Raw genomic sequence first — 18,250 nt, 5'->3', positions numbered from 1 at the left:
AATCCATGTAGTTGTAAACGTTTACATGATAGGCGAACGCGTATTCATCGGCACACGTCCGCGGCCTCTCACATGGGTTCGGTGCAGCTTCCGTCTGCGCAAAGCCTGCGCAGACGGTCAGCGCTGGTCGCTGGTACCCGTGCCGCGGCGGGCGCGGCGCAGCGAGTACAGCGAGTGGTCGGCGCGATCGACCACCGCCGCCAGCGCTTCGCCGTCCTGGCGCAGGGCGGTGCCGAGGGTGAAGCGGATCGGCGCGTCCTCGCTGGCCCCCATGTAGTCGCGCTTCAGCGCGTCCAGCTGTGCCTGGCTGGCCTGGTGCAGCAACACCAGGAATTCGTCGCCGCCCAGGCGTACCAGGCGGTCCTGGGTGCGCAGCGGCTGGTTGAGGAACCACGCCATCTGCACCAACACCTCGTCGCCACGCTGGTGGCCATGGGTGTCGTTGACCAGTTTGAACTTGTCCAGATCCACCACGATGCAACCCCAGCGCACGCTGGGGTCGCGCTTGTCCAGCTCGTCCAGGAAGCGGCGGTTGTAGCAGTTGGTCAGCGGGTCGGTGAACGACCATTCCAGCAGCTGCTTTTCCTGCCGGTACTGGTTGGTGATGTCCTGGGCATGTGCCAGCACCACCGTGGCGTCGGATTCCACGTCCAGCACGTTGTGGTACTGCCAATGGCGCAGACTGCCGTCGCCGGCCACCAGTTCGATCACGCCCGAATCCTGGCCATCGAGCACCATCCGCGAGAGGTACCCCCGCAAGGCGGCGTGGCGCTCGGGGCGCACGAATTCCACCAGCGAGCGGCCTTCCATCTGCTCGACGCTGCGGCCGAGCGAGCGTGCGGCGGCCGGGTTGATGCTGACCAGCCGGCCATGCATGTCGTGGGTGCAGATCAGGCTCAGGCTGTACTGGAACATCTTGCGGAACTTGCGCTCGCTGGCGGCCAGCGCATCCACCGCCCGATGCCGGTCGGTCACGTCCTGGACCGCGCCGATCAGGCGCTTGCGCCCATCCACATGTTCCACCGAGCCGGTGCTGTGTACCCATAGCCGCCGCCCGGTGGCGCTGGTCAGCGGCAGCTCCAGATCCCAGGACGTGCCGTCCCGCACGCAGGCGTCGACCGCTTCGGTGATGACCGCTCGCGCCTCCAGCGGGTAGAAGCCGATCGCCTCGGTCAGGCTGGGCCGGTAACCGGGCGGAACATCGTGCAGCCGGCAGGTCTGGTCCGACCAGATCAGCGTGCCGCTGGCCACATCCACCTCCCACCCGCCGACCCCGGCCACCCGACCGGTGCGCTCCAGAAACGCCTCGCTCTCGCGCAGCCGCTGCTGCAGCTGGGCGTTGGCCGCCTCACGCTCGAGCATCACGCGGCGTTGCTCCAGGCCTTCGGCAGCCACCTTGGCCAGTTGTTGCAAGGCCTGCAACTGCGCCGGCTCCAGCGCGCGCGGGCGCTGGTCGATCACGCACACGGTGCCCATGCGTAAGCCATCCGGCAGCACGATGGGCGCACCGGCGTAATAGCGGATATTGGGCGCATCGGTGACCAGGGCGTTGTCGTGGAAGCGTGGGTCGGCCGGCGCGTCGCGCACTTCCATCACCGCATCGCCCTGGATGGTGTAGGCGCAGAACGCCAGTTCGCGTGGGGTTTCCGAAACCCCCGGCAGGCCGATGTTGGCCTTCCACCACTGCCGACGTTCGTCCACCAGCGAGACCAGTGCGATGGGGGTACCGGCGATCGCCTGCGCGGCAGCGGCCAGCGCATCGAAGAACGGCTCGGCGGCGGTGTCGACCACCTGCAACAACGCCAGACGTGCCAGGCGCTGGGCCTCGCTGGACGCAGATGACACGACGGTATCGCACTGGTTCAACGGAGCGCTCGCAGCCGGGCAATCCGCGCAGTCTAGCGGACTGCGCATACCCGCCAAGGCGGCGTTGCGTGCGCCACCGCACAGCGCAGCGTTACGGCGGGTGTGGCGTCGCTCGGTCGGGGGCGTGCGCGTCGGTGTTCGCCACGGTTGCGGCGCTGTCGTCGCGCATCTGCAGCGCCAGGTACAGGCGCATGCAGTCGTCGGTGTTGCCCAGGTCCACCGCGCACAGTTCCTGGATGCGCTGCATGCGGTAATCCAGGGTGTTGCGATGAATGCCCAGCGCCTTGGCGGTGGGGGCCATGCGCATGCCGGCGCCGAACCAGACCGACAAGGTCTTCAGCAACTGACTGCGACGGTCCTGCGCCAGCAGCGCCTGTAGCGGCTTGCGCAATTCGTCGGCCTGCCAGGCCTGGCGCAGGTCGTCGACCAGCACCGGCAGGCGGTAATCGTCGTAGAAGAATGCGTCGGCGTGCGGGGTGCGCGCCTTGCCGATGCGCATGGTGGTGCGCGCGATCTGGTGCGACAACGCCAGGCCATTGGACTGCGGAAAATACTGGCCCAGGGCCAGCCGGATCCGTAGCCGGCTGCTGGCGCGCATGCGCTCGAGCAGGCTGTGCGCGCGACGACGTTGCTCCTCCACGTCCCAGTGGCCACGGCGGTCCAATGCCGGCTTGAGCACCACCAGCTCGTTGAGCGCAGTGGCGGCGATCAGGTTGCCGCGCTCGGGCGTGGCCAGCAGGCTGTGCAGGCGCTGCAGTTCCACCAGCATCGCGTCCAGGTCCAGGCTGTCGCTTTCCACTTCGATCACCGCGGCCACGCGCGGCAGCTCCAGCGCGATACCGAGCCGCTCGGCCCAGCCGGCCAGCGCCGGGGTCGGGCCGTCGGGACGGATCAGGCCCAGCGTGACTTCTTCGCGCAGGCGCGCGTCGCGGGCCAGCAGGCGCAGCAGCCCGGCCTGTTCCAGCATCGCCTCGGCGGCCATGCGCACCAGCTCGGCCTGTTGCCCGATCCGCTGCGGGTCGCCGGTCAACCCGACGCAGCCGACGATGCGGCCCTCGGCGATCAGCGGCAGATTGACGCCCGGGCGCACCGCATCCAGCTGCTGCGCCAGCGCCGCATCGATCTCGACCCGGCCCTGCCTGGACAGCACCAGCAGCGCACCTTCGTGCAGCTGGCCGATCCGCGCCGGCTCGCCGCTGGCGATGATGACGCCGGAGTGGTCCATGACATTGACGTTGCCGTCGATGATGGTCATCGCGCGGTCGACGATGGACTGCGCCAGGGTGCGGTCGAGCGTGAGCATGGGCGGGGGTCTGTTGCCGCGATCAGGGGCGGTCACGGTGGCATGTTCGCTGCGCGCGTGTTCGGCAGGTGTGTGACGGGAGGAGTTGCGGCCGATGCCCGGGATCGGTGCGAAGAATGCTGACCGCCTCCGCGGTTCGTTAGGCCTGCGGTGGGCGCGCCCCTGTCCGGGAGGCCGCCGCGCACGCGAGCGCATGCGCCCCGCCCGTCCGAGCCACCGGGCGCCGCCGTCAGCCCCGCTCGCCCCCCGACCGGACCTGTGCCAATGCGCCGCCCAGCTGCAGCGTCGCCGCCACGTTGCGCGCGGCGATGCGCACGTTGCTGGCGGCGTCGGCCAAGGCCTGTTCCACCGTGCAGGCGCGATGCACCACCGCGAACATGGCATCGATGCCGTGACCGTGCAGCAGCGCGGCACCGTTGCCCAGGCAACCGGCGATGGCGATCACCGGTTTGGCATGCCGTTGCGCCACCCGCGCCACGCCGATCGGGGTCTTGCCGTGCAGGCTCTGGCTATCGAGACGGCCTTCGCCGGTGATGACCAGATCGGCCTGCGCGACCAGCGCGTCCAGTCCGAGCGCCTGGGCGACGATCTCCACGCCGGGCCGCAGCTGCGCGCCCAGATACGCCACCAAGGCCGCGCCCAGGCCGCCGGCCGCGCCGCCGCCGGGCAGCGCGTGCAACCGCACGCCGAGGTCGCGCTGCAGCAGGTCGGCGTAGTGCTGCAGGTTGCGATCGAGCTGGCGCACCATGCTGGGGGTGGCGCCCTTCTGCGGACCGAACACCGCCGAGGCGCCGGTCGGCCCGATCAGTGGGTTGTCCACGTCGCAGGCCACTTCGAACTGGCAATCCTGCAGCCGCACATCCATGCCGTCGGTGTCGATGCGCGCCAGCGCGGCCAGCGCGCCGCCGCCCGGCCCGATCGCCTCGCCCTGGCCATCCAGCAACCGCACGCCCAAGGCCTGCGCCAGGCCGCTGCCGCCGTCGTTGGTGGCGCTGCCGCCGATGCCGATGATGAAACGCCGTGCGCCGGCGTCCAGGGCGGCCAGGATCAGCTCACCCACGCCTGCGGTGCTGGTGCGCAGCGGCGCGCGCTCGGCCGGCGGCAGCAGCGCCAGCCCGCTGGCGGCGGCCATTTCGATCACCGCGGTGCGGCCGTCGCCGGTCAGGCCGAAGAACGCCTGCACCGGGGCGCCGAGCGGGCCGCTCACGGTGCAGGCGATCACCCGCCCGCCGGTCGCGGCCACCAGCGCGTCGACGGTGCCTTCGCCGCCATCGGCAACTGGCACCTTGCGGTACTGCCAGTCGGGGAATACCTCGCGAAAGCCCGCCTCGATCTGCGTCGCCACGTCCAGCGCGGACAGGCTTTCCTTGTACGAATCGGGGGCAATGACGATCTTCATGCGGACACTCGCTGGGACGGGCACATCACTGGTTCACCGCGCGCGCCGGCACCCGCAGCACCAGCGCGGCGCCCAGCAGCATGGCGCCGGCCAGCACGTACAGCGCCACTTCGGTGCTGTGGGTGGTGTCCTTGATCCAGCCCACCAGATACGGGCTGACGAAGCCGGCGACCTGGCCGGTGGAATTGATCAGCGCCAGTCCACCGGCGGCGGCGGCGACAGTGAGAAAGCCGTTGGTCAGCGGCCAGAATAGCGGCAAGCCGCTGACCGCCCCCATCGTGGCCAGGGTCATGCCGAACAAGGCCAGGCCCAGGTTGTCGCTGACGCTGGCGGCAATGCACAGGCCGGCCGCGCCCATCAGCAACGGAATCACCAAGTGCCAGCGACGTTCGCCGCGGCGGTCGGCCGAACGGCCCATCAACACCATGAACACCGCCGCGGCCAGGTACGGGATGGCGCTCATCAGACCGATGCGGATCGGGTCGGTGACGCCGCTGCCCTGGATGATCGAAGGCAACCAGAAGTTGATCGCATACACCCCGCTCTGGATGCAGAAATACACCGTGCCCAGCAGCCACACCGCCGGGTTACGCAGCACCGCGCCCAGCGAAGTGGACGCACCGGCCGGCTTGCCGGCTTCGTCCTCGGCCAGCACGCGTGCCAAGGCCTGTTTTTCCTGCGGGTTGAGCCAGCTGGCCTGTTGCACGCCGTCGCTGAGCAGGAACCACACCCCGATGCCCAGCACCACGGTCGGCAGGCCCTGCAGCAGGAACATCCATTGCCAGCCGGCCAGGCCGCCCTGCCCGGCCGAGAAGTGACCCAGGATCCAGCCGGACAACGGCCCGCCCAGTACCCCGGAGATCGGGATCGCCGACATGAAGACGGTCATGACCCGGCCATGCCGGGCACGCGGGAACCAGCGCGTCAGGTACAGCACGATGCCGGGGAAGAAGCCCGCCTCGGCCGCACCGGTGAGCAGGCGCAGGGTGTAGAAGCCGGCCGGGGTGCGCACGAACAGCAGGCAGGTGGAGAGCAGGCCCCAGCTGACCATCATGATCGCCACCCAGCGCCGGGCACCGATGCGCTGCAGGATCAGATTGCTCGGCACCCCGCAGGCCAGGTAACCGATGAAGAAGATGCCCGCGCCCAGCCCGTACACGGTCTCGCTCATGCCCAGGTCGCCCAGCATCTGCAGTTTGGCGAAGCCGACGTTGACCCGGTCCAGGTAATTGAACAGGTAGCAGACGAACAGGAACGGGATCAGCCGCCACAGGATCTTGCGGTAGGTCGGGCCCATGCCATCGGAGGGCGGCAGGGGCCGGGTGGCTTGGGTCATCGCACGCTCCAGCAGTCGGTAGGCCCACCGGCACGCAGTGCCCTGGCATCGGCACCACACGGGGGTCGGCGCATTCTAGTTGGAGCTTTTTCCCGGAAGTATCGTCAGCCTGCTACCTGTCTGCGGGCAGGAAGACGCCGGTTTTTGTGCAACTGCCCAAATCAGCCACAATCGCTCCAGGCGTGTGCCGGACTCGTAACGCAACAGCAACCATGCTGTTGGTGCAGGGCCGGCCGCCCCGGTGCAGCGACGGCGACCGGTCGGCCACTTGGCTGACAACTAGCGCCGGCGCGCTCCGCGTGCGCCCTAACCATCCAATCCGGCGAAGAAGCCAGTCGCGGCGACGCGCCTTACCCCAGCCCTGCACCCACAACCAAGCCGGCGCCCCGCCGCCAGGCCCATGCAGAACCAGCCCCGCACGACAGACCGCCTCGGCTTTGCGAATCCCGAGTCCCAAATCCCGCGCTCTACCGATTCCCCACTCCCGATTCCCCATTCCCCGCCGCGTACGCCTGCGCCTGGTCCATCACGCGCAAGAGGTTGCCGCCCCAGATGCCGGCGATCTGCTGCTCGGTGTAGCCCTTGCGCAACAGCCACGCGGTGATGCGCGGCAGGTCGGAGACATCTTCCAGACCCACCACCCCGCCGCCGCCGTCCCAATCCATGCCGATGCCCACGTGCTCGGGCCCGACCACTGCCAGGATGTGCTCAAGATGCGCGAAGAAGTCTTCTTCGGTGGCGCGCTTGATCGGGTAGCGCGCATCCAGGTCCTTCAGCGCGGCGCTGAGCTTGGTGCCGTCGGCGATCTTGACGTGCTCCCAGCCGCCGTACTGGTCGGTGAGCGCCTTCTCGGCGGCCTTGCGCTCGGGGCTAGCGCCGCTGTCCACCAGGTAGCCGCCGTAGGAATTGACCTGGATCACTCCACCATGCGCGGCCAGCACCTTCAGGCGTGCATCGTCGATGTTGCGCGGGTGGTTGTAGACCGCACGCGCACCGCTGTGCGAAAGCACGATCGGCACCGGCGACAGCGCAATCAACTGGTCGAACACCGCATCGGAGGCGTGCGATTGATCGATCACGATGCCCAACGCCTGCGCCTGTTGCACCAGCTGTTTGCCGGCCGGGCTCAGGCCGTTCCACTGCGCGCCCTTGGGGTCGGTGGCCGAGTCGGCGAACTCGTTGTTGAGAAAGTGCACGGTGCTCATCAAGCGCAGCCCCTGCGCGTAATAAAAACGCAGCAACGTAGGATCGGCCACCAGCGGGCTGGCGTTTTCCATGCTGATGTACACCACGCGCTTGCCGGCGGCCTTGATGCGCGCGGCATCGGCCGGCGTGGTGGCCAGTGCAAAACGCTGCGATTGCGCGGCCACCAATGTGTGGATCCTCAGCAAGCGCTGCAGACCGGCATCGCGATCGTCCAGGTGCGCGGCCGCACTGCGATCGCCCTGTCCCGTGTAGACCGCCCAGAACCCGCCATCCAGCGCGCCTTCGACCATGCGCGGGTAATCCACCTGCGACAAGCGGTTACCCCTATGCGCCTGCAATACGTCGAAGTCGGCGCGCTCCAGATTGGCCGGCGTGTCCAGATGCGAATCCAGCGTGACCAGGCGTTTCTGCAGGGCGGTGGCGCGCGCCAGTTCGGCCTTGGAAAACTCCAGCGCTTGTGCAGGCAGCGCAGCGGCCAGCAACAACGCGACAGACAGCGAAAGCGAACGCAGGTGCATGCGATCTCACAGGCAGTGGGGGTGAGCCGATCATAGCGGCTGGCCGCACGCGCACTACGGCCACATCTAGGATGCTGCAGCGCTGCGGTCGATCCGCACGGCGTGGCGGGCGATACGCGCGTTGCAAACGCAGTTCTGCGGCGATTCCGATGGCGTGAGCCCGCGCGATGCTGTCCAGCTACGCCCGCCATGCCGGCAACCACGGCGCGACCAGCCGCTGGTCATCACGCATCGGTTTGGTCCGCCTGGCAGCCCAGCGCGCGGAGACCGCCACGCGCGCATATCGCTCAGTCGTCCAGTTCTGCCAGCCGCGCGCGCACGCTGTCCACATCGATGTGTTCGCGCACATGCGGCCACTGCCGCGCCCACACCGAGCGAAACACGATCCACGCACCGAACACGCCCAGGCAGGTCGAGCCCAGCGCCAGCAGCAACGGGTGCAGCGGCGAACCGTCGCCAGTCTGGAACAGGTACATGAAGGCCCCGGAAAACAGCAGCCAGACGCCGAACACCGGCCAGTTGCTGGCCAGCAGGCTGGCATTGGGCCGCTCGATCTGCCGCAGCAAGCGGCGCAAGGCCTTGCGTTCGTCTTCGTCGCTGGAGGTCATCGGCTGCCGGCTCCTGGTTGCATGTCTGCGTTGACCTACTGCTTGCCGGCGATGGCATCGCGCCGCGAAAGACGCTGCCTGCAATGCCGCAGACCGCGTCCTCCGCCACCGAGCGCGCTTACACCACGCGGCAGAAAACGGCTTTCAAATAACGCGATTCCTGCACGTGCGCCATGAACGGGTGGTCCGGACCGGCACCGGCCACTTTCAAAATCTGGATGGTGCGCCCGGAGAAATACGAGGCGCGCCGCAGCATGTCCAGGAACTCCTGCTCGGCCACCAGGCCGGTACACGAGAACGTGGCGAACAGGCCGCCGGGCTTGACCACGCCCAAGGCCAGCTTGTTCATGTCCAGATACTTCTTCAGCGCCGGAATCACCTGCTCGCGGTCGCGGGTCATCTTGGCCGGGTCTAGGATCACCACATCGAACTGCTCGCCGCGGTTGGCCGCATCGCGCAGCCACGGAAAGATGTCGGCCTGCACGAACTTGGGCCGCACGTTGTTGAGCTTGGCGTTGCCCTTGGCAATGGCGATCACGTCTTCGTCGATGTCCACGCCCAGCACTTCGGCCGCACCGCGCGCGGCGGCATACACCGCAAAGCCGCCGGTGTTGCAGCACAGGTCCAGCACGCTCTTGCCTTCGACCTGCTCGCTCAGCCACTGACGGTTGTCGCGCTGGTCGGCGAAGAAACCGGTCTTGTGCGCACCGGCCGGGTCGGCGCGGAACTTGATGCCGTGCTCGGTGATCACCGCCGCTTCGGTGGTGGTGTTGCTGTGGAAATCGAAGCTTTCTTGCTTCTGCACATGTTCGTCGGCAAAGCTGTGGAAGCGGCAGCCGGGGAACTGTTCGCGCAGCGCCTCGTAGATCCATTCGCGGTGACGGAACATGCCGGCGGCGAAGAACTCCACCACTACCAGGTCGCCGTAGCGGTCCACCACCAGGCCGGACAGGCCGTCGCCTTCGCTATGCACCACGCGCCAGGCGTCGGACACGCCGTCGAGCTTGAGCCAGTTGCGGCGCAGGCTCACCGCTGCGGCGATCTTGCGCGAGAACCAGCCCGCATCCACCGGCACCGACCGGTCGGTTTCCAGGATGCGCACGGCAATGCGCGAATGGCCGTTGTAGAAGCCGCGGCCGATCCATTCCCCGTCCATGCCGACCACGTCGACGATGCTGCCGGGCTTGGGCTTGGCGGCGGGCTTTTCCACCAGCTTCTGGAAGATCCACGGGTGGCTGGAGCGCCAGGCATTCTTGAGACGGACGACGGGGACTGGAATATTCATCGGCCCATTGTATCCGGCTGGATTGACGTGCCAGCGCCGGGCACGCAGAATCGGGCGCAGAAGGGGAGTAGCTCCCAGCGTTGTCGCCGTCATGACGAGCCCGCCATGTGCAGCGCTCCGGTGCAACGGCAACCGGCCCGGCCGGTTGCGAGCGAGACCTTCGCCGCGCAGGCGAAGGTCCGTCACCCGGAATCCACGATTTCCGTGTCACAAGGCCTCAGCCCGCCGGCTGTCCAGGCCGCTTTCACTTTTTTCGGGATTCTTATGCAAACCATTGGCAATGTCTGGTTGTGGGGTGGCTTCGCGGTGGTGGTGATCGCCGCGCTGCTGATCGATCTGGTGCTGATGCGCCACGGCGGCGCCCACAAGGTCACCTTCAAGGAAGCCACCTGGTGGAGCATCGGTTGGGTGCTGCTGGCGCTGGCCTTCAATGCCGGGCTGTGGTGGTACCTGCAAGGCAGCGTCGGGGACGCCCAGGCCGACCAGATCGGGCTGCAGTTCCTCACCGGCTACCTGGTCGAGAAATCCCTGGCGGTCGACAACATCTTCGTCTTCCTGATGGTGATGACGTATTTCGGCGTGCCCGAAGAACAGCGCCAGCGCGTGCTGATCATCGGTGTGCTGGGTGCCATCGTGCTGCGCGCGATCATGATCTTCGCCGGCTCGATGTTGCTGGCCAAGTTCCATTGGCTGCTCTACGTGTTCGGCGCGTTCCTGTTGCTGACCGGCATCAAGATGTGGTTCTCCGCCGGCAAGGAGCCGGATCTGGAAGCCAACCCGGTGCTGCGCTGGATGCGCGGGCACCTGCGCCTGAGCCCGCAGTACCACGGCAACCTGCTCAGCGTGATCAAGGACGGCAAGCGCTGGTTTACGCCGCTGTTCGTGGTGCTGATCTTGATCGCGGTGATCGATGTGATCTTCGCGGTGGACAGCATCCCGGCGATCTTCGCCATCACCACCGACCCGTTCATCGTGCTCACCTCCAATGTGTTCGCGGTGCTGGGCCTGCGCGCGATGTTCTTCCTGCTGGCCGGCATGGCCGACCGCTTCCACCTGTTGCCGTATGGCCTGGCGGTGATCCTGGTGTTCATCGGCATCAAGATGATGATCATCGATCTGTACAAGATCCCGGTGCTGGTGTCGCTGGGCGTGGTGGTGGCGATCCTGGTCGCCACCATCGTGCTGAGCCTGCTGCGCCCGCCCAAGCCTGCCGGGCACTGACGGGCCGGGAATTGGGAATTGGGAATCGTGGCGCAGCCTGCACTGCTGGCGACCATGCGCACCGACCATCTCGACAGGCCCTTGCCCGCCCACCGTCGTGGGACCTTGAGCGGCATGGATGCCGCGCCAGCGCTTACAAGGACGTACTTGCAGCGTGTCCCGCGATGGTGGGCGGGCAAGGACCCTGCAGCCAAGCTGCAGATCGGCCGCAAGTGGACTTTGCAGATGGCGGATGGCGCGGCACGTGCGGTGCCGCGCCTCATCACTTGCGTCATGCGCGGCAGACGACGCCAGGATTCGACGGCGGGATTGGATTATCCCGCCGCCGGGCCTGCTTATCCCGAGTTTGAGAGGCTTGTAAAAAACCCGCGCGACGCCATCCGTGAAGGCATGACACCGCATCCTGTTGCCGCCGCCGACACCACCACCCAAGCTCGCCTGGATCGTTCCCGGGTCTTGCGTGCCTTCAATGTGAGCCTTGCCGCCGTGCTGCTGCTGGTGGCGGTGTTCACCGCCCAGGGCATGTTCGACTGGCGCGCCTGGGCGGTGGCGCCGCTGCAGGCCGACGGCCTGCGCGGCATCCTCACCGCCCCGCTGCTGCATGGTTCGCTGGCCCACCTGGGCGCCAACGCCGCCGCGCTGCTGATCCTGGGCACGCTGGCCGGGAGCGTGTATCCGCGTGCCACCGTCATGGCGCTGCCGCTGCTGTGGCTGGGCTCGGGCCTGGGCGCATGGCTGCTGGGCGAGCCCGGCAGCCGGCATCTGGGCGCCAGCGGCGTGACCCACGGGCTGATGTTCCTGGTGTTCGTGCTGGGCCTGCTGCGCCGCGACCGCCCCGCGATCGCCACCAGCATGATCGCCTTCCTGTTCTACGGCGGCATGCTGTTGACCATCCTGCCGCACGAAGCCGGCGTGTCCTGGCAATCGCATCTGGGCGGTGCGGTGGCCGGGTTGATCGCCGCCCTGCTGCTGCGCCTGCGCGACCCGCAACAGGCAAAGCCGCGCTACAGCTGGGAAGACGAGGACGAAGACGCTGCCTGGGACGTGAGCAACCCCGAGCACGCGATGCTGGAACCGCCACCGCCGCGTCAGGTGCCCGTGCTGTGGCAGCGCCAGGACGATGGCTCGCAGAGCGTGGTGCTGCATTTCCCACCGCGCGAACGCCCGCCCGGTAGCTGAGACGTTCCAGGCGACCGCAGAACCGATCAATGCCCTGCCCTGCCCCGCGTAGGCGCGTGCCTGCGCGCGATGGGCTTTACCGATACAGCCCCGTCGCGCTCGCGCGCGCTCCTACGCGACGCTGCTCAGGGATGCCCGCTCAATGCACGCCGCGCCAGGCCCGGGTCGTCGGCGAAGAACGCATCGATCCCGGCATCCAGATACGCCTGCAACTCGAGCAACGCACCGGCGTCGTTGCGCTCGGTCACCGCGCCGCTGCTGCGATTGTTGGCGGCGAGAAAATAATTCTCCGGACGGAAGGTGTATGGCTGCACCTGCAACCCGGCCGCATGCGCATCGCGCACCAGGCTGGTGGGCGTACCCAGGCGTTGCTGCGCATCCAGTGGGATGATGCTGCGGATGTCGGGGCCGATCGCATCGGCATAGCGTGCGACCTGCTTCAGGCCGTCGGGCGTGATCATCTGCCCGTAGGTCTTCGGCGCACCGTCCGTGCCGGCATCGGGCAGCGCGATCTGCGCGCCCCCGAGCAACTGCAGCAGACCGATGTTGCTGGTGCGGCCAATCCTGCTGCGCAGATAACGCAGGTTGCCGGTCTCGAACGACTGGATGATCACCGGCGCAGTCAGCGTATAGGCATGCGCCTGCAAGGTGGCCAGCACCTTGTCTTCCATCGGCAGGCCTAGCGCCTTGAAATAACTGGGGTGCTTGATCTCCGGAATCAGCCCGATGGGGCGCCCGGTCGCTGCCGATTCTGCGGCGACGAAATCGATGATCTCGTCGAAGGTCACGATCTGGAAGTGCCCGTCCCAGCGCGTGCCGCGCAGCTGCGGCAGCCGCTCGCGCGCGCGTAGCGTCTTCAACTCGGCCAGGCTGAAATCTTCGGTAAACCAGCCTTCCATCGCCTGACCATCGATGGTCTTGCGCGTTTTGCGCGCAGCGAACTCCGGATGACTGGCCACATCGGTGGTGCCGCCGATCTCGTTCTCGTGCCGCGCGATCAGCACGCCATCCTTGGTGGACACCAGATCCGGCTCGACAAAATCGGCACCATCGACAATGGCTTTGGCATAGGAGGCCAGGGTGTGTTCCGGACGCAGCGCACTGGCACCACGGTGCGCAAAGATCTGCACTGTCTTCGCCAGCGGCGCTTCGGCAACCGCCGGGCCGCTCATGCCAACCATCATCGCTCCCACCAACCAGGTACGACCGAACTGCATCATGCATCTCTCCAACGAAAAACAGTTACCGAATCGACGCATGACCGCCAGGCAAGGCTGGTCGATAGGCGGCGGAGGTACGACTGTACATCCCGCTTCCGCTGCATCGTCCGCACCCGCCGGAAAATCACTCGCGAGGTCTTGTTAGCCAGCCTGAAACTGTCTGCGTCGATCGAAACCGGAAATGGGTAAGCAATCGCAAGACCGGCTCTTACGATTCGCCAATCCCGATTCCCGATTCCCGTTCTCAGAACTTCGCATCCAGCGTCAAAAACACCTGCCGCGGCGCACTGGCATGGAAGGCCAGCTGACGCCCGTTCGGGTCGGTGTTGGCGAACGCGGTGAGGTTGGAGGCGTAACGCTTGTCGGTGAGGTTGGTGACGTTGAGCGAGAGCTTGAGCCCCTGCAGCACGCCAACCTGGCCGAAGTCATACCCACCGCCCGCATCGAATGAGGTGTAGCCACCAAAGCCCTGATCGTTGGTGTAGGTGTAGTAGCGCTGGCCTGTGTACTTCCCGCGCAGGTTGAGATTCCACGGCCCGCTATTGAAGGCCAGCTCGCTGGCGAACATGCGCTTGGGCGTGTCGACGGTGTACTTGCCGGCGGTGGGAATCACCACGCCGTTCTGCACGTAGTTGTCGTCGTAGGTCGAACGATTGATCGAAGCCGAGTTGTACCACTGCAGGTAGCTGGTCGGCTTCCAGATCACGGTCAGTTCGCCGCCGCGGCTGCTCACCGAGCCAACATTGAAGAAGCGCGTGGTGCATGCCGGCGTGGTGCCCTGCTGGATGCTGGCGCACGGATTGAGCGAAAGCAGGCGGTTGTCGAAGGTCACGTCATAGCCGACCAGCGAGGCTTCGAAGCGGTCGCGCACGACGCGATAGCCCGCTTCCAGCGTGCGCGATTTCTCCGGCTCCAATGCGCCGACGCTGGCATCGAACGAGGCTTGGGTCACCAGTAACGGACCGCCCGCGCCGCCACCCTGGAACGCTGCAATGTTTTCGGCGTACGAGGCGAACACTTCCTGGCCGTCGGCCAGGCGATAGCCCAAGCCGATCTGCGGCAATACCGATTCGCTGGCCTTGAGCGAGCCGGTGGCCACCGGCGCTTCCACCGCCACGCCCGGCGTCTCGCGCGCGGTCATTTCGGTGCTCGGGCTCTTGATGCCCAGGTCCAGGCTCAGGCGCTGATCCAGGAACTTGAAGTTGCCCTGCACATAGAACTGGCGGGTGGTGATCACGTAGTTCTGCGAGAACAGGCGACGGTTGGGATTCTGCAGGAACTTGTCGTCGCTGACCGGGCCGGTAATCCAGTAGAAGTTGCGCTCCACGTCGTGGTGATTGCGCTCGTACCACAGGCCGGCTTCCAGATGATGCGGGCCCAACTCCCACCCGAGCGAGGCGATGCCGCCGGTGCGGTTGATCCAGTAATTGGTGCTGCGGATGGAGATCGGCAATGCCTCCGGCGTGCCCGGGTTGGACGCCTGGCCCGGCGACCACCAGTGGCCCTGGCCCTTGTTTTCATGGTGATAGACCTGCGTGTGCAGGCTGATCGCATCGTTGGGCTGGAAATCGCCGGCCACATAGAACAGGTCGTCGTCGCGCAAGGCACGGCTCTGGTAATACGCATCGTCGATGTTGTCGACACCGCCGCTGAAACCGCAACGCGCGGCATTGCGCGTGGCCGGTGCGCAATACGCTGCGGCCAATGCGCGGTTCCAGTCCGGCGCGTACAGATTCCAGTCCCAGCCCAGGCCACGCGCCATGCCGCTCTTGGACAGGTACGCATAGTCGGCCTGCGAGGTACGCGAGGTATCGGCGAATGCGGTCAGCTTGCCGCCATCGAACTGGTACACGCCCTTGGCATTGAACTGCCGCGTGGTGGTTGGCGATTCCGGGCGCGTCCACATGTCGGCTTCGGCATTGATGCCGGACACATACGCCGAAAACCCGTTGTAATCGCCGGTATCCACGCGCAGGAAGGTGCGGCGGTTGGCATCGGAGCCCACCGTCTGCGACACCTGCCCGCCGAACACGCTGGACGGATCGGCCGAGTAATACTGGATGGTGCCGCCCAGGTTGCTGGTCGACGCGGTGCCCAACGCACCGATGCCGGAGGCCAGCTCCACGCCGCCGAAGTTTTCCGCGATCAACGCGCGGCTGATGTTGAGACCGTTGTAATTGCCATAGGCGTTGTCGCCCAGCGGCAGGCCGTCGAGCGTATAGCCCAGGCGCGTGCCGTTGAAGCCGCGCAGGCTGATCGTCTGCGATTCTTCGTTGGCCCCGAACGCATCGTTGGATTGCACGTTCACGCCCGGCATGCGGTTGAGCAGCTTCTGGATGCTGGTGCCCGGCGGCAACACCGCAATGTCCTGCTGGGTGATGCGCTGCACCTGGCGCGTTTCGCCCTGGCCGATCACCGACACCGCATCGAGTTGCTGCACGGTCGCACCGGTATCGGCAGACACTTCAAGGTCGGCGGCGTAAGCGGCAGGCGCGAGCACGAGCGCGGCGAGAACGGCAGCACTTAACTGATGGGTCTTGGGCATGAGCGGCGTTGGGGACGAGTCAAGAGATGGCGGCAAGCGTGCGACAGTTGTCTTGCGTCGATGCGACCGAAACATGACAGTGCAACGACAACGTTTCGCATCCCTCGCCGTTGCTGCGTCGCGTTGGCATGCAACTGTCATCGAGCCGTCGTAATCTGCGAGCTCTTCCATTTGTGTTGTCTGAGGTTGCTATGTCGCAGCGCATTGCTTGCCACTCTGATCGGACGCTGGTCAGCGTTGCCATCGCCGCACTGTTGATCGGCAGCGGCATCGCAAGTGCACGAGACAAGGCAGCCTCGAAAGATTCGGTGCTCGCCACCGACGCGCATGGGTATCTAGAGAAACAACAACTGCCCGACAGCGTGCAGCTGGTGCCACCGCCACCGCAGGATGACAGCGCTGCGCTCGCCAACGACGAGGCGGTCGCCAAGGCCATGCTCGCCCTGCGCGGGACACCACGCTGGGAGCTGGCCGCGCAGGACGCGGTCCTGAGCTTTCCGGCTGCGGCCACGCACTTCAGCTGCGCGCTCGGCATACAGATCGACCAGGCCAGCACCCCGCATCTGATCGGTCTGCTCGAACGCAGCATGCGCGATGCCAGCACCGCCACCAGCGCCGCCAAGGCACGCTACCAACGCCCGCGTCCTTTCATGCGCAACGCGCAACCGATGTGCACTCCGGCCGATGACGCGGCCCTGCGCAAGAACGGCTCCTACCCCTCCGGCCACACCGCCATCGGCTGGACCTGGGGCCTGATCCTGTCCGAAATCGCCCCCGCCCACCGCGACGCCCTGCTCGCGCGCGGCCGCGCCTTCGGCGACAGCCGCCTGGTCTGCAACGTGCACTGGCAGAGCGATGTCATCCAGGGCCGCGTGGTGGGCGCCGCCACCGTTGCCGCCCTGCACGCCAATCCTGCGTTCGAAAAGGACCTGGCCGCCGCACGCCGCGAGATCGAACAGGCGCAGTCCAAGCAGCCGGCCGCGTCATCGGTGGCTGCGTGCAACGCGGAAAGCGAAGCACTCAAGACCGCATTGCCTGGGGTGATGTAGTCCACGGCAAGCGCACGGGCGGTGCGCCTGCGGTGCTCGGACGAGGTGCGACAGTTTGCGCCCGCATCGCCGTCCACGCAGCTGATGTGCGGCGGCAGATGCGTTTGGGTGCGGCTGATTCCGACGGTTTCCGCGCGCCTCATCGCGCTGGGCACCACCGCATCACTTGCCGATGCAAAAACTCGAGAAGATCTTGCCGAGCAGGTCGTCGGCGCTGAGCTTTCCGGTGATCTCGCCGAGCGCTTCATGTGCCAGACGCAGTTCTTCGGCAGCCAGTTCCAGTTGTTCGAAACCGAGCTCCAGATCGGCAGCATCGGCGTGCTGTTCGGCGCGACGCAGCGCCTGAACATGCCGCGTGCGAGCAGAGAACTCGCCGTCGACGCTGTCCACGCCATCGCCGAGCGCAAGCGCGCGCAGGCGGATGTGCAATTGCTCCAGTCCTTGTCCGGTCACGGCAGAGACAGCGATCGCATTGGCATCGAGCGATGCGGCATTGCCGAGCAGATCGCATTTGTTGTGGATCCATAGCTGACGCGGCACCGTGTCGATGGTATCGCCGATGGCATCGCGGGCGGCCTGCGGGTCGCGTGCATCCAGCACCACCAGCGCCAGGTCGGCGCGCTCCAGTTCGGCGCGTGCGCGGCGCATGCCTTCGCGTTCGATCGCATCGCCGCCATCGCGCAGGCCGGCGGTATCGACCAAGGTCAACTCGAAACCGTCCAGCTGGATGGCTTCGTGCAAGGTGTCGCGGGTGGTGCCGGCAACATCGGTGACGATTGCGCGGTCGCTTCCGGCCAGCGCATTGAGCAAGGAACTCTTGCCGGCATTGGGCGGACCGATCAACACCGCATGCAGGCCGTCGCGCAACTTACGCCCGCGTTCGGCATCGCGCAGCAGCTGTGCGAGCACGTTGCGCGCCTGACCCAGACCATCGCGTACTTGATTGCCGCCCAAGGTGTCGAGCGGCTCATCGGCAAAGTCGATGGCTGCCTCGACATGGATACGCAGGCGCGTCAGGGTCTCGGCCAGTGCATCGACCCGTTGCGAAAACACGCCGTCCAGTGCGCGCCGCGCGGCGCGTGCCGCCCGCAGGTCGCCGGCCGCGATCAAGTCGGCAATGGCCTCGGCCTGCGCAAGATCGAGCTTGCCGTTGAGAAACGCACGTTCGCTGAATTCGCCGGCGCGTGCCTGACGTGCACCCAGTTCGATGCAGCGGGCAACCAGTTGCCGCAACAGCACCGGGCTGCCATGACCTTGCAGCTCGACGACATCTTCGCCGGTGAAGCTGTGCGGCGCGTTGAACCACAGCGCAATGCCATCGTCGATGACGGCGCCGTGCCCATCGCGAAAACGCGCGTAGTGCGCATGCCGCGGCTGCATCCGCGCAATTCCAAGGTGCGCTGCGATCTGCACCGACTGCGGCCCGGACAAGCGCACGATGCCCACGCCGCCGATTCCGGCAGCACTGGCGATGGCAACGATGGTCGAGGTGGAAGACGACATGGACACTGCTCT

13 protein-coding genes are annotated in these 18,250 nt (G+C 66.6%); 3 read left to right on the top strand and 10 right to left on the bottom strand.

Annotated features, from left to right (window positions below; all coding sequences use genetic code 11):
• Nucleotides 1-117: 117 nt before the first annotated feature.
• The 7 genes from EO156_RS23080 to EO156_RS23050 form a co-directional block, all read right to left on the bottom strand.
• Nucleotides 118-1,866 carry a diguanylate cyclase gene (locus tag EO156_RS23080; RefSeq protein WP_033483027.1) on the bottom strand — a complete coding sequence of 583 codons (1,749 nt, stop codon included), beginning with the start codon at nt 1,864-1,866 and terminating at the stop codon, nt 118-120.
• Between the two features lie 91 nt (nt 1,867-1,957).
• Entirely contained in the window at nt 1,958-3,169 is a 1,212-nt protein-coding gene (locus EO156_RS23075) for a sugar diacid recognition domain-containing protein (protein ID WP_029829723.1), read from the bottom strand.
• Nucleotides 3,170-3,398: 229 nt separating this feature from the next.
• Nucleotides 3,399-4,568 carry a glycerate kinase gene (locus EO156_RS23070; RefSeq protein WP_029829725.1) on the bottom strand — a complete coding sequence of 390 codons (1,170 nt, stop codon included), beginning with the start codon at nt 4,566-4,568 and terminating at the stop codon, nt 3,399-3,401.
• Nucleotides 4,569-4,593: 25 nt separating this feature from the next.
• Entirely contained in the window at nt 4,594-5,904 is a 1,311-nt protein-coding gene (locus tag EO156_RS23065; protein ID WP_015463810.1) for an MFS transporter, read from the bottom strand.
• Between the two features lie 467 nt (nt 5,905-6,371).
• Nucleotides 6,372-7,628, bottom strand: a complete 1,257-nt coding sequence (locus EO156_RS23060; protein ID WP_016851397.1) for a dipeptidase — start codon at nt 7,626-7,628, stop codon at nt 6,372-6,374.
• Between the two features lie 287 nt (nt 7,629-7,915).
• The gene (locus tag EO156_RS23055; RefSeq protein WP_003482258.1) at nt 7,916-8,236 is read right to left on the bottom strand and encodes a hypothetical protein; all 321 of its coding nucleotides are present in this window, start codon (nt 8,234-8,236) and stop codon (nt 7,916-7,918) included.
• A gap of 118 nt (nt 8,237-8,354) precedes the next feature.
• Nucleotides 8,355-9,521, bottom strand: coding sequence for a class I SAM-dependent rRNA methyltransferase (locus EO156_RS23050; RefSeq protein WP_016851396.1), 1,167 nt, complete (start codon nt 9,519-9,521; stop codon nt 8,355-8,357).
• A gap of 264 nt (nt 9,522-9,785) precedes the next feature.
• On the opposite strand from EO156_RS23050, the gene EO156_RS23040 reads away from it, so the two are divergent.
• Together EO156_RS23040 and EO156_RS23030 are read left to right on the top strand one after the other, a co-directional pair.
• Nucleotides 9,786-10,742: a TerC family protein gene (locus EO156_RS23040; protein ID WP_016851395.1), complete on the top strand. Its 957-nt coding sequence runs from the start codon at nt 9,786-9,788 to the stop codon at nt 10,740-10,742.
• A 390-nt stretch (nt 10,743-11,132) separates the two neighbouring features.
• Nucleotides 11,133-11,921, top strand: a complete 789-nt coding sequence (locus tag EO156_RS23030) for a rhomboid family intramembrane serine protease (protein WP_029829727.1) — start codon at nt 11,133-11,135, stop codon at nt 11,919-11,921.
• Between the two features lie 125 nt (nt 11,922-12,046).
• On the opposite strand, the gene EO156_RS23025 is transcribed toward EO156_RS23030, so the two are convergent.
• Both EO156_RS23025 and EO156_RS23020 read right to left on the bottom strand, forming a co-directional pair.
• On the bottom strand, nt 12,047-13,141 hold the full coding sequence (locus tag EO156_RS23025) for a glycerophosphodiester phosphodiesterase (protein WP_016849418.1): 1,095 nt from the start codon (nt 13,139-13,141) through the stop codon (nt 12,047-12,049).
• A 244-nt stretch (nt 13,142-13,385) separates the two neighbouring features.
• Nucleotides 13,386-15,686 carry a TonB-dependent receptor gene (locus EO156_RS23020; protein WP_011052924.1) on the bottom strand — a complete coding sequence of 767 codons (2,301 nt, stop codon included), beginning with the start codon at nt 15,684-15,686 and terminating at the stop codon, nt 13,386-13,388.
• A gap of 191 nt (nt 15,687-15,877) precedes the next feature.
• Here EO156_RS23020 and EO156_RS23015 point away from each other — a divergent pair, with 191 nt between their 5' ends.
• Nucleotides 15,878-16,735 (top strand): phosphatase PAP2 family protein, encoded by an 858-nt coding sequence (locus EO156_RS23015; RefSeq protein WP_016849419.1) that lies wholly within the window; start codon nt 15,878-15,880, stop codon nt 16,733-16,735.
• A 162-nt stretch (nt 16,736-16,897) separates the two neighbouring features.
• Here EO156_RS23015 and mnmE read toward each other — a convergent pair whose 3' ends face one another.
• Nucleotides 16,898-18,238: a tRNA uridine-5-carboxymethylaminomethyl(34) synthesis GTPase MnmE gene (gene mnmE / locus EO156_RS23010; protein ID WP_016849420.1), complete on the bottom strand. Its 1,341-nt coding sequence runs from the start codon at nt 18,236-18,238 to the stop codon at nt 16,898-16,900.
• Nucleotides 18,239-18,250: the final 12 nt, after the last annotated feature.

Origin of the sequence: Xanthomonas sp. DAR33341, assembly GCF_003992815.1 — a bacterium.
GTDB classification, from domain to species: Bacteria; Pseudomonadota; Gammaproteobacteria; order Xanthomonadales; family Xanthomonadaceae; genus Xanthomonas; species Xanthomonas cissicola.
This window is presented reverse-complemented; position numbering and strand designations above follow the sequence as displayed.